The following is an 11370-nucleotide window of genomic DNA, read 5'->3' as shown; positions in this document are numbered from 1 at the left end:
ACCACCCAGCTACCTTGGGTTTGGTTCAAAGATTGCGCTGCGCGCTAGTCTTTCCAGTTTCGCATCAGGCGCACCCGGCTGCCCTGTTCCCCTGGCGTGATGTCCACTTCGGTCATCAGTGCGCGCATCAATCCTACTCCCCGACCCCTTATCCCCTTGTCGGCTGGGGGTGGGCGCCACTTGCCGTCGTCGGTGATCACGATTTCCACGGAACCCTCGTCGGCGGTGGCAGTCAGCGTCAGGGTGCCGTCGTCCCGGCCGGGGTAGCCGTGTTCGATCGAGTTCGTGCACGCTTCGTCGACAGCCAGGATCACGTCCGCGGCCGCCTCGTCGGGGACGTCGGACTGGGCCAGCCACTGCCGCAACTCCCGCCGCATGGCGACCAGGCTCCCGGGTTCCGCGGGCAGCTCCAGGCGCATCGGGCCAGGCGGGTGCACGTAGACCAGCACCGCCACGTCGTCGTTGTGGCCGGACGGCGGCAACAACCTGTCCAGCAGGTGCTCGGTGATCTCCGCCGACTGCCGGCGCGGCACCTCCCGCACCGCCACCCGCGCGCCTTCGATCGCCTCGTCGATCGGCTGGCCGTGCCGCTCCACCAAGCCGTCCGTGTACAGCAACAGCACCGAACCCGGCCGCAATGGCACCGTCGCACGTGGACGGTCCGCCGACCGGCGCACCGCCAACGGGACCGACAACGCCTGGTCCAGCAGCTGATCACTGCCGTCGGCGTGGCTGAGCACCGCAGACGGGTGACCGGCGCTGGAGTACGTCACGACCCCGGCCACCGGGTCGACCACCGCGCAGAACACCGTGGTGCACAAGGCGCCCGGGATCTGCCGGGCGAACCCGTCCAGCTGGTCCAGCGCCCGCGCGGGATCGCCGTAGCTCAACAGGAGCGCACTGCACGCACTGCGCAGCTGCCCCATCACCGACGCCGCGGCGAGCCCCCTGCCGACACAATCTCCCACGACCACCGCGATCCGGCCGTCCGGCAACCGCGCCACGTCGTACCAGTCGCCGCCGACCTCCAGCGGCCGCACCGCCGGTTCGTACCGCACCGCGAATCCGGCCGGCAGGTCCGTCGGACCCAGGATCGCGTGCTGCAGGGTCAGCGCGACCGCACGCGCCTCGTCGTAGCTGCGGGCCCGGCCGAGCGCCTGCGCGAGCTGCGCCACCAGCATCCCGAACAACGCGCGGTCCTCGGCGCCCAGCACCTGGTCCGCCCGCTCCGCCAACACCACCGAATCACCACTGCCGAGCGTCGCCCCGAGTTCCCGGCTCGCCTCCGCAGGCCAGATCTGCCCCGGCGCCTGACGGCGCGCGCGGTCCAGCCGCTCGTACAGCTCCGGCTCCAGCTCGTCGAACGAACCGGCCTCCGGATCGCCCGCGAGCAACCCGCCACTCTCCACCGTCGGCCAGATAGCCGCCACCACCCGCGTCGCACCGAGGATCGCCCGCAACGCCGACACCCCGGCGTTCAGCACCTCCGCCACATCGGTGGCAGCCGCCAGGTCCGCGGCGAACGCGGCCAGCACCGCCTCCCGGTCCGCCGCCTCCTTCTCGACCGTCACGTCCCGCAGCGTCCCGACCAGCCAAGCCCGCCCGTCGTTCTCGGCGACGCGCGTCAGGGTCAGCGCGGCCCACGCCTCGCTCCCGTCCGGGCGCTCCACCCGGACCGACACCTCGTGCCCGTCACCCAGGTAGCCCACCAGGTCGGCGGCCGGCACGCGCTCGGCCTCCGCACCCAGCCACGGGTACGGCCACGCCATCGGCACGCTATCCCCGCCATACCCGGTGATCGTGGCGAACGCCGGGTTGACCTCGACCACCGTGCCGTCGCTGTCCGCGACGAACACGCCTTCCCGCAACGACTCGAACAACGCGCGACGGAACTCCGACTCGCGCCGCCGCAGACCGGACAGCGCCAGGTTCGCCCGCACCCGCGCCAGCAGCTCCGCGCCGGAAAACGGTTTCGGCAGGTAGTCGTCCGCGCCGGCCTCCAGACCGGACACCGCCGCCTCGACCCCGGCCCGCGCGGACAGGAACAACACCGGCACCGACTTCGTCGCCGGTTCCGCCCGCAACGCCCGGATGAGCCCGAACCCGTCCAGGCGCGGCATCATCACGTCCGACAACACGAGATCCGGGCGGTGCCGCCGCGCCAGCTCCAGCCCCTCGACGCCGTCCCGCGCGAGCAGGACCCGGCCGACCGGGCGCAGCATCCGTGCGATGAACCGGCTCAGATCGTTGTTGTCCTCGACCACCAGCAGCGTCGGCCCCGGCTGCTCGCCGGACTGCGCCGTCTCGCCTGCCCCGTCGACGCGCCACTGCAACGCCTCCTCGCGGTAGGCGGGCGCGGCGGCGAGCGCGAAGTCGACGGCCTTCGGCGGCGCGACCGCAGCAAGCGGCAACCGGACGCAGAACGTGCTCCCGGCCCCCTCCACCGAATCCGCGCACACCGTGCCGTCGTGCAGCCGCACCAGTTCCTGCACCAGCGCCAGCCCGATCCCGGCACCCTCGTGGGAGCGGCCCTCCCGCCCGCGCGCCCGGTGGAACCGCTGGAACAGCCTGGGCAGCTCGTCGGCCGGGATGCCGGCGCCGGTGTCGGCGACCGTCAGCTCGGCGTGCCCGTCCACCTCCCGCAGCCGGACCGCGACCCCGCCCTCCCGCGTGTACTTGAGCCCGTTGGACAGCAGGTTGAGGACGATCTTCTCCCACATGTCCGGGTCGACGACCACCGCGCGGGACAACGGCGGGCAGTCGATCTCGAACCGCAGCCCGGCGCGCCGCACGGCCGGGGCGAAACTCTCCGCGATCTCCGTGGTCAGCGCGGCCAGGTCGTGCGGCGCGGAGTCCGGTTGCAGACGACCGGCTTCGAGCTTGGCGAAGTCGAGCAGGTCGTTCACCAGCCGCCGCAGCCGTCCGGCGTTGCGGTGCACCAGCTCCAGCCGCTCGCGCTGACCGGGCGGCAACGGCTCGGCGGTGTCGGCCAGCGCGTCCTCGGCCGGGCCGGTGATGAGCGTCAGCGGGGTGCGGAACTCGTGGCTGACGTTCGCGAAGAACTCGCTCTTCGCGCGATCCAGTTCGGCCAGCGCCTCCGAGCGGCGGCGCTCGCCCTCGTAGGCGAGCGCGTCGGTGATCAGACTCGACACCTGGCCGCCGAGCAGTTCGAGGAAGGCCCGGTAGTCCGCGTCCAACGCCTGGTAGGCCGACACCCCGAGCACCAGGGCGCCCACCGGCCCCACCCGCCCGGCGGCGACCAGCGGCAGCACCACGGCGCGGTCCGGCGCGGCCGTGCCGACCACCACCGGTTGCACGAAGTCCGGCCCGAACCGCTTCCGCAACCCGTCGCACACCCGGGTCCCGCCGTCCCACAACGGCCAGACCGGTTCCCCGCCGCGATGCAGCACCGCGGGCGCGGCGCGCTCCCCGGGGCCGACCCCGTACGCGGCGGCCAACGACGCCTGCCCCTCGTCGAACAGGTACGCCAGCGCGAACGGCAGATCGGCGCCGTGGCGGCTCAGCGCGGACACCGCCGACCGCGCGGTCTGCGCCACCGACCCGGCCGCCGACACCTCGCCGAGGTCGTTGAGCACTTCCATCCTGCGCTGGCGGACCACCTGCTCGGTGGTGTCCTGGACCGCGACCAGGATGCCCAGCACCTCGCCCCGGTCGCCGGAGATCGGGCTGTAGGAGAACGTCCAGTACGTCTCCTCGAGGTAGTTGTGCCGGTCGAGGAACAGCAGCTGGTTCTCCGAGTAGGTGGCGCCCTGACCGGTCATGACGTGACGCGTCAGCGGACCCAGTTCGGCCCACGCCTCCGCCCAGCACTCCGAGGCCGGCCGCCCGAGGTAGCGCGGGTGCTTCTCGCCCATCGCCGGGCGGTAGGCGTCGTTGTAGAAGACGGTGAGCTCGGGCCCCCACCACACCAGCATCGGGAACCGCGACGACAGCACCAGGCGCAACGCGGCGTGCAGCTCACGCGGCCACTCCCCGATCGGGCCGAGGGCGGTCGCCGTCCAGTCGCGTGCGGCGACCATCGCCCCCATCTCACCCACTGCGTCCAAATAGGACGTGTCAGCCGGACGCGTCATCGACCGTGTCAGCCCTCACCCAGGGCGCATTCGAGAGTCTCGGAAACGGTGAACACCTGCCGCAGATCGGCCGCCTCCAGCGCGCGCAGCACGACTCGGTTGGACGCGACCAGCCGCAGCGGTGTGCCGGCCTCGGCACACCGCTGCTCGGCCTCGACGAGCAGGGACAACCCGGCGGAGCCGAGGAAGTCCACCTGGGACAGGTCGACGATCACCGGCTGCGGCGGCACGGCCGCGCGGCGGGCCTGGTCCATCTCGCTGATCATCGCCGGTGCGGAACACAGGTCCACACCGCCGGAGACGGTCACCACGACGGCGTCCCCGGTCACCCGGTGACGCACCGCGAAAGCTTCTTCGGCCAACGGAACCTCCCGGACACGCGTAGGGACACCTGCGGTGCGTTCAGCCTAATGCGGGACCGGGAAGTCGGCAGATCTCGAGCTTCGTCAGCCCGCCAGCGCCGGCGCGGAATACGCGGCCAGCCGCTCCCGGACGTCCACCGGATCCCAGACCGGCGGCTCGAGGACGCCGGCCGCCACGCCGTCGCACAGGTCCTCGGCGAACCGCGCCACCACCCGTGGCGCGGGCAGGACGTCGGCGCCGAGGTAGGCCAGGACGATCAGGTCCTCGCCGCAGTGCGATTCGACGACCAGCGACCACCCGGTGTCTTCACTCCAGAGAAGGGCGGCGTCGCGGTCGGGGAACTCGGGAAGGCGCCGCTCCAGCGCCAGGTATGCGTTTGCCGGTGGTGGGTCTATCTGCACGAAGTAGGCGTTGCCGCCCAGCCCCAGAGCCTCGGTCACCAGTCGCACGTACCGCCGCAGCCCCCGCGCCTGCGCGTCCTCGTATTCCAGGTACATCTGCCCTCGCACTTCGCCCACCAGATACCCGGCGGGGCGCCCCTGCTTGACGCCTCGCCGGAAACCGGCCCCTTGACGGGTTTGAAACCGCTCATGGCCCAGCCGGGCTACCCCTGGCTCGCGAATCCCAAACCTGCCATTTCACTGTGGGTGTGCGCGCGGGCTGCCTCACGCACGAGCGCTGGGTGACTCCTCACCCTCGATGGTGAACGAGCCCAGCAGCCCGGTGATGTCCAGGATGCGCCGCGCGTAGCGGTCCACGTTGGCCAGCTTCACCGTGCCGCCCTGCTCCTCCGCGCTGGTCTTCGCCCTGATCAGGGCGCTGATGCAGGCCGAGTCGAAGAAGTTGAGGCCTTCGAAGTCGAGCACCAGGTGGATCACGCCGGATCCGAGCAGCTTCTCCACGGCCTGGTCCAGCTGGTCCACCGCGCCGTGGTCGATCTCGCCGAGCAGCAGCACACGTCCGCTGTCGCCGCTGGCCTCCGTGCGCACCACGGAAGCCGTGGCGGACCTTGTCGCGCCTTCGTCCGTCGTCATGGTTCGAACTCTCTCCAAAATCGTGGCGTCGGCTTCGGCCCCGGTTGTCGCCCGACGGCCGTGTGCAATAAGTTTGCCGCAAGCCAACGAACTCTGCGCAACACTGCGGATCGTTCTGCTTACGACCTTCCACCATGCTGGAGCCTGGGAGCGATGACGACAACCTCCGACCGCCAGATCACCACTGTGGTCAGCGATTTCCTTGACGCCCAAAAGGAATCGATCGTCGCGCAGTGGGCCGACTCACCTTTCTTCCGCTCCGTGGCGCAGGATTCCGATCAGGCCGCCGGCGACAGCGCCGAGGTCCTGCGGGGGATCCGCCGGGCCATCGCGGCCGGTGACGCGGACAGCCCGGCCGCCGACGGCTTCAACGACCTGCGCTCGCTGCTCACCGCGCTCGCCTCGCAGCTCGACGGCAACGAGGGTGTGAGCCCGCGCACCGCCGTCGAGGTGAGCGACCTCAAGAAGCCGCTGCTGCGCCTCTGGCAGGAGACCGCGGATGCGGAATTGCTCACAGCGGGCGCCCTGCTGCTCTCCAGCGCGGTGGACACCCTGCGGCTGGTGCTCGTCGAGTCGGCGCTGGCGTCGGCCAAGGAGACCCTGGCCATCCAGCGCGAGCAGCTGACCGAGCTGTCCACGCCGGTCATCAAACTGTGGGACGGGGTGCTGGCGATCCCGCTGATCGGCACCCTGGACAGCATGCGCAGCCAGGTCGCCACCGAGAGCCTGCTGCAGTCGATCATGACCCACCAGGCCAAGGTCGCGATCCTGGACATCACCGGCGTGCCCACGGTCGACACGATGGTGGCCCAGCACCTGCTCAAGACCGCCATGGCGGCGCGGCTGATGGGCGCGGAGTGTGTCATCAGCGGTATCCGCCCGCAGATCGCCAACACGATGGTGCAGCTCGGCATCGACCTCGGTGAGGTCGCCACCCGCGCCCGGCTGGCCGACGCGCTGGCCTACGCCCTCAACCGGCTCGGCCTGCAGGTGGGCTCGTCCGCGGGACCGGGCGTGGTCTGATGGCAGGCATCCCGATCGTCAACCTGAGTGGTGTCCTGCTGGTCACCATCCAGGAGGAGCTCCTCGACCAGTCGGTGGCCGAGTTCGAGTCCGAGCTCACCGAAAAGGTCGTGGAGACCCGCGCCCGGGGTGTGCTCATCGACGTGTCCGTGCTGGACATCATCGACTCGTTCCTCGCCCGCACGCTGCACGACATCGCCGCCATCACCTCGCTGATGGCGGCGCGCACCGTCGTGGTCGGCATGCGGCCTGCCGTGGCCATCACCCTGGTCGAACTCGGCCTGACCCTGCCCGGACTGTCCACGGCGCTCTCCGTCGAGGAGGGTCTGTCACTACTCGCCCCGCCACCGGGGTCATCGCGGACGGCGCTGCGGTGACACGCGCGCCTTCCACGAACACGGTCGCCATCCACGACGAATACGACATCGTGCATGTGCGGCACGCCGCCCGGTCGGCGGCGTCCACCGCGGGGTTCAGCCTCGTGCAGCAGACCAAGCTGGTCACCGCCGCCAGCGAACTGGCCCGCAACGCCCTGGTCTACGGCGGCGGGGGGCAGGCGGAAATCGCCGTCGAGGACCTCGGCGGCAACCCGACGGTGCGGATGACCTTCACCGACAAGGGGCCGGGCATCCCGGACATCGACGCGGCCATGGCGGACGGCTTCACCACGGGTTCCGGCCTCGGCCTCGGGCTCGGCGGCGCCAAACGGCTCGCCGACCAGTTCCGGATCGACTCGGCGCCGGGCCGCGGGACGAGGGTGGAGATCAGCATGTCCGTCCGCAGAAGCGCGGGACCGTGACCCGCGACGACCTGATCGTGACCGAGCCGAGTCACGTGGGCCGCGCACGGGTCGTCGCCGCGTCGGCCGCGACCCGCGCCGGGCTGCCGCTGGAGCGGGTCCACCTGGTGTCGCTCGCCGCCACCGAACTGGCCTCCAACCTGCTCAAACACGCCGGGCGCGGGGTGTTCAGCGTGGTGCCCGCGCTGGGCAGGCTGGACGTGGTCGCCGTCGACTGCGGTCCGGGGATCGGCCGGATCGAGGACAGCATGCGCGACGGCTACTCGACCACCGGCACGCTGGGCGGCGGCCTCGGCGCGGTGCGCCGCGCCGCGGACGTGTTCGACGTCTACAGCAGGCGTGGCCAGGGCACTTCCGTGCTCGCGCGCTGGCACGCCGGCCCGTCGCCGCTGCCCGGTGGCCTGCGGATGGGCAGCGCGATTCTCACCGCACCGGGTGAAGCGGAATGCGGCGACCGCTGGACGGCGGAAACCACGGACGATAGCGTGACCATCGCGGTGAGTGACGGTCTGGGCCACGGCCGGCTGGCGGCGCGGGCCAGTGACGCGGCGATCTCCACCGTCGCGGCGCACCCCGAGCTGCGACCGGCCCGTATCCTGGAGCTGATGCAGCCGTCCCTCGCCTCCACCCGCGGCGCGACCGTGGCCGTCGCGCAGCTGAGTCCGGCGGAGGGGCGCATGCGGTTCTGCGGGGTGGGCAACGTGTCCACCCGGTTCTACGCGGACCAGGACGGGCCCGTGCAGCGCATCGTGTCGCGGCACGGCATCGTCGGCGTCGCCGCGCGGCCGCGGCCGTCGGACTCCGCGTACTCGTGGTCCTCCCGCAGCTGGCTGGTCCTGCACTCCGACGGGATTTCGGACAAGTGGAGCAACACCGACTGGCCCGGCCTGTTCACCCACGACCCGGCCACCGTCGCGGGCTGGATCCTGGGGCAACGTGGCCGCGGCCGGGACGACGCGTGCGTGGTCGTCGTGTCGGGAGGTGGACGGTGACGAAAGCCACCACCGAGGACCTGCTCCGCGAGCTGCGCGAGACCATCGCGCGGCAGGAGCGTGAGCTGCGGCTGCACCAGTCGGAGCTGGAACAGACCAACGCGGGCCTGCTGGCCCTGCACGCCGAGGTCGAGCTGCAGCGGCAGCGGTCGGCGTTCCTGGACGAGGTGAGCCGCAGCGTGTCGGCGTCGCTGCGCGGCCGGGAGGTCGTGGAGGCGCTGGTCGGGCTCATCGAGCGGGAGAACCTGGCCGACTGCGCCGGCGTGTGGCTGGTCACGGACGAGAGCCGCAAGCTCAAGCGCCTGCCGCGGCCGGACAGCGCCCCGGACGCGGACGTGAAACGCGTCGCGACCGGGCACCAGGCGCACATCGAGCCGAAGCGGCTGCTGCTCCCGCTGACGGTGGGGCCGCACCTGCTGGGCGTGCTCGAGCTGCACCGGGACAGCGAGTTCACCGGCGACGAGGTGTCCTTCCTCACCGCGGTCGCCGCGCGGTCCGCGGTCGGCCTGCGCAACGCGGGCGAGTACGAGCGGGAACGCGAGCTGGCCGAGCGGCTGCAGCACGCGATGCTGCCCACCCTGAGCACCCCGGACGAGCTGGAGCTGTGCGCCCGCTACCGGCCGGCGGCGACCGGCGTGAACATCGGCGGCGACTGGTTCGACGCGTTCACCAGGGCCGACGGCACGATCGTGCTCACCGTGGGTGACGTCACCGGGCACGGTCTCGACGCGGCCGTGGTCATGGGGAAGCTGCAGAACGCGCTGCGCGCCTACACCGCGGAAGGGCACGGCCCGGCGGAGGCGCTGCGGCTGGCCCACCACCTGCTGCGCGGGCTGGACAGCACGTTGTTCGCCACCGCGGTGGTCGCCGACCTGGAGCTGGAGACCGGCCGGATCCGCTGGGCCAGCGCCGGGCACCTGCCGATCCTGGCCTGCGGCGAGGACGGGGTCCGGCACCTGGAGCGCCCGAACGCGCCGATGCTGGGGGTGCCGTTCGCGTTCGACATCGCCGAGTACGAGGAGACCATCACGCCGGGCAGCGACCTGCTGCTCTACACCGACGGGCTGGTGGAGCGGCGGGCCGAGGTCCTCGACGACGGGCTGGCCCGGCTGACCGGGGCGTTCGCCGAGGTCACCGGGCTGCCGACGGACGAGGCAGGCGACCGGATCCTGGCCGAGATGCTCGGCCAGGACGAGCACGACGACGACGTGTGCCTGCTGCTGTGCCGGTGGTCGGCGCAGCCGGAACGCCCGTCCGGCCGCGGCGCGCGGCACATCCCGGCGCCCGGTTGAGCTCAGTGTGGGATGGCGAACTCCGCCCACACCCACTTGCCGTCGGAGCCGGTCTCGTAGCCCCAGGACTCGCTGACCGCCTCGACGATCACCAGGCCGTTGCCGCGCACCGAATCCTGTTCGGCCGGGCGCGGGACCGGGACGTGCACGTCGTCGTCCCACACGCGCAGCAGCAGGCGGTCGCCGTTCTGGCGCAGCACCACCGTGACCTCGCCCTGCCCGTGCTCGACGGCGTTGGTGACCAGCTCGGACGCGGCGAGCACGATGTCCTCCCTGGTGTCCGGGGGCACCTCCCAGGCCTGCAGGGCGGAGGTGGCGAACTCCCTGGCCTGGCCGGCGGCCGGCGCCTCCTCGGGCAGCCGCGTCACCGCCCGCCGCCACTCCGACGGCGTGCTGTGGTGCTTCGTCGGTCGGCGCGAGCCGTCGGTCCTCACAGTGTCCTCCCGCCAGCGGTCCTTGCTCGCGTATCGGCTGTGTTGGTGGTTCCCCGGACGTGGCCGGTTAACCACTTTCCGCCCCGATCCTCACCCGCGGTGAAGCCCGGTTAGGATCGGCGGACGGTTGAGCCGCCAGCCTGTTGCCGTGGCGGCTTCGGGTACCGGTGCAGCTTCCTTGTGGTCCGCCGACGGCAGGACGCGGTGAACGACGACAGTAGGAGGTATCTCGGGTGACCACCGAGTTGCGTGTCACGCGACGCCTCATCGACGGGGCCATCGTGGTCTCCGCCGCCGGCGATGTGGACCTGACCAGCGCGCCCGATCTGGAGAGCGAGGTGCAGTCCGCCTGCGCCGAAGCGCAGCCGCCGGGCCCGGTGGTGGTCGACCTGTCCGGGGTGACCTTCCTGGGGTCGATCGGCCTGAGCCTGCTGGTGAACGCGCAGCAGAGGTGCGAGGAGAACTCGGTGGAGCTGCGGGTCGTGGCCACCAGCCGCGCCGTGCTGCGGCCGCTGGAGGTGACCCGGCTCGACGAGCAGCTGCGGATCACGTCGTCGCTCGAGGAGGCCGTGGCGCCGCCCGCGACCGAAGCGAGCTGATTGTCCCGCTCCCGCGTGGGGTACTCGCTGCCGATGGACCGAGCCGGGGAGCGAGAGATGATCGTGGTGAGCAAGCGGATTCCCGTCCAGCCCGAAAAGGTGTTCACCGTCCTCGCCGACGGCTGGACCTACGCGGGCTGGGTCGTGGGCGCCTCGCACATCCGGCAGGTGGACAGCCACTGGCCCCGGGTCGGTTCGCGGATCCACCACAGCGTCGGGCCGTGGCCGTTCAACGTGCAGGACGTGAGCTGCGTGCTCGCGGTCGAGGAGAACAAGCTCCTCGAACTGGAGGCTCGCATGTGGCCGATGGGCTCCGCGAAGATCACGCTGACCCTGACGCCCGACACCGAGGGCGGCACCGAGGTGCAGATGGCGGAGAGGTTAGCGCGGGGCCCGCTCAGCCTGCTGCCCGAGCGTGTGCAAGCAGCCATGCTGGCCCCACGGAACACCGAAAGCCTGAAGCGCTTGGCGGACATCGCGGTGCACCGCGACCTTTGAACCAAACCCAAGGCAGCTGGGTGGTCATCCCGTCGCCTGACACGTGACGATCACCTTGAGCCAGGGCCGCAACCTCCGTGCTTTCCGGCGGCCGACCATGCCAACCTTGCGGCCCTGGCTCAAGGTGATATGCACAAACCGGAAGGCGACGGGACTCTTTTGATCTTTTCCCGCCCTGCGGGCGGTGCGCCTTGCGGCGCTCGAAAGGTCACCTTCCGACCACCCCCGCCCCCCCTCCCTGA

Annotated in this window: 12 protein-coding genes; 7 read left to right on the top strand and 5 right to left on the bottom strand. The window is 71.5% G+C overall.

All coding sequences use genetic code 11. The features are described 5' to 3' along the window. Window positions 1-44: 44 nt before the first annotated feature. The 4 genes from ACCP09_RS35695 to ACCP09_RS35680 form a co-directional block, all read right to left on the bottom strand. Window positions 45-4040 (bottom strand): SpoIIE family protein phosphatase, encoded by a 3996-nt coding sequence (locus ACCP09_RS35695; protein WP_433753244.1) that lies wholly within the window; start codon window positions 4038-4040, stop codon window positions 45-47. A 62-nt stretch (window positions 4041-4102) separates the two neighbouring features. After that, window positions 4103-4456 (bottom strand): STAS domain-containing protein, encoded by a 354-nt coding sequence (locus tag ACCP09_RS35690; protein ID WP_027934327.1) that lies wholly within the window; start codon window positions 4454-4456, stop codon window positions 4103-4105. An 84-nt stretch (window positions 4457-4540) separates the two neighbouring features. Then, complete coding sequence (locus ACCP09_RS35685) at window positions 4541-4966, bottom strand: DUF6292 family protein (RefSeq protein ID WP_228685111.1); 426 nt, start codon at window positions 4964-4966, stop codon at window positions 4541-4543. A 156-nt stretch (window positions 4967-5122) separates the two neighbouring features. Continuing rightward, the gene (locus ACCP09_RS35680; protein WP_020422971.1) at window positions 5123-5491 is read right to left on the bottom strand and encodes an STAS domain-containing protein; all 369 of its coding nucleotides are present in this window, start codon (window positions 5489-5491) and stop codon (window positions 5123-5125) included. Between the two features lie 153 nt (window positions 5492-5644). Between ACCP09_RS35680 and ACCP09_RS35675 the strand changes: the two genes are divergently transcribed. Genes ACCP09_RS35675 through ACCP09_RS35655 form a run of 5 tightly spaced genes read left to right on the top strand, consistent with a single transcriptional unit; the run spans window position 5645 to window position 9597 of the window. Beyond that, entirely contained in the window at window positions 5645-6514 is an 870-nt protein-coding gene (locus tag ACCP09_RS35675) for an STAS domain-containing protein (RefSeq protein ID WP_027934325.1), read from the top strand. Continuing rightward, window positions 6514-6891, top strand: coding sequence for an STAS domain-containing protein (locus ACCP09_RS35670; protein ID WP_020422973.1), 378 nt, complete (start codon window positions 6514-6516; stop codon window positions 6889-6891). The genes ACCP09_RS35675 and ACCP09_RS35670 overlap by 1 nt, the downstream gene beginning before the upstream one ends. Further along, entirely contained in the window at window positions 6888-7313 is a 426-nt protein-coding gene (locus tag ACCP09_RS35665; RefSeq protein WP_017984529.1) for an anti-sigma regulatory factor, read from the top strand. Before ACCP09_RS35670 ends, ACCP09_RS35665 begins: the two co-directional genes overlap by 4 nt. Then, complete coding sequence (locus ACCP09_RS35660; RefSeq protein ID WP_433753240.1) at window positions 7310-8305, top strand: SpoIIE family protein phosphatase; 996 nt, start codon at window positions 7310-7312, stop codon at window positions 8303-8305. The genes ACCP09_RS35665 and ACCP09_RS35660 overlap by 4 nt, the downstream gene beginning before the upstream one ends. Next, window positions 8302-9597: a PP2C family protein-serine/threonine phosphatase gene (locus tag ACCP09_RS35655; RefSeq protein ID WP_378335638.1), complete on the top strand. Its 1296-nt coding sequence runs from the start codon at window positions 8302-8304 to the stop codon at window positions 9595-9597. The genes ACCP09_RS35660 and ACCP09_RS35655 overlap by 4 nt, the downstream gene beginning before the upstream one ends. Before the next feature lie 2 nt (window positions 9598-9599). Here ACCP09_RS35655 and ACCP09_RS35650 read toward each other — a convergent pair whose 3' ends face one another. Continuing rightward, the gene (locus ACCP09_RS35650; protein ID WP_433753238.1) at window positions 9600-10031 is read right to left on the bottom strand and encodes an ATP-binding protein; all 432 of its coding nucleotides are present in this window, start codon (window positions 10029-10031) and stop codon (window positions 9600-9602) included. A gap of 233 nt (window positions 10032-10264) precedes the next feature. Here ACCP09_RS35650 and ACCP09_RS35645 point away from each other — a divergent pair, with 233 nt between their 5' ends. Next, window positions 10265-10630, top strand: a complete 366-nt coding sequence (locus ACCP09_RS35645; RefSeq protein WP_027934321.1) for an STAS domain-containing protein — start codon at window positions 10265-10267, stop codon at window positions 10628-10630. A 57-nt stretch (window positions 10631-10687) separates the two neighbouring features. Next, window positions 10688-11128, top strand: coding sequence for an SRPBCC family protein (locus ACCP09_RS35640; protein ID WP_433753235.1), 441 nt, complete (start codon window positions 10688-10690; stop codon window positions 11126-11128). Window positions 11129-11370: the final 242 nt, after the last annotated feature.

Source organism: Amycolatopsis sp. 3B14 (assembly GCF_050958625.1).
GTDB lineage: Bacteria > Actinomycetota > Actinomycetes > Mycobacteriales > Pseudonocardiaceae > Amycolatopsis_E > Amycolatopsis_E thermoflava.
Note: the sequence above shows the minus strand (reverse complement) of the source record. Positions and strands in the feature narration are given on the sequence as shown.

What these genes read in the sequence shown, in the direction of transcription:
- ACCP09_RS35640 (WP_433753235.1), top strand. Translation starts at nt 10,688, where the DNA reads ATGATCGTGGTGAGCAAGCGGATTCCCGTCCAGCCCGAAAAGGTGTTC.
- ACCP09_RS35670 (WP_020422973.1), top strand. Translation starts at nt 6,514, where the DNA reads ATGGCAGGCATCCCGATCGTCAACCTGAGTGGTGTCCTGCTGGTCACC.
- ACCP09_RS35675 (WP_027934325.1), top strand. Translation starts at nt 5,645, where the DNA reads ATGACGACAACCTCCGACCGCCAGATCACCACTGTGGTCAGCGATTTC.
- ACCP09_RS35680 (WP_020422971.1), bottom strand. Translation starts at nt 5,491, where the DNA reads ATGACGACGGACGAAGGCGCGACAAGGTCCGCCACGGCTTCCGTGGTG.
- ACCP09_RS35695 (WP_433753244.1), bottom strand. Translation starts at nt 4,040, where the DNA reads ATGGTCGCCGCACGCGACTGGACGGCGACCGCCCTCGGCCCGATCGGG.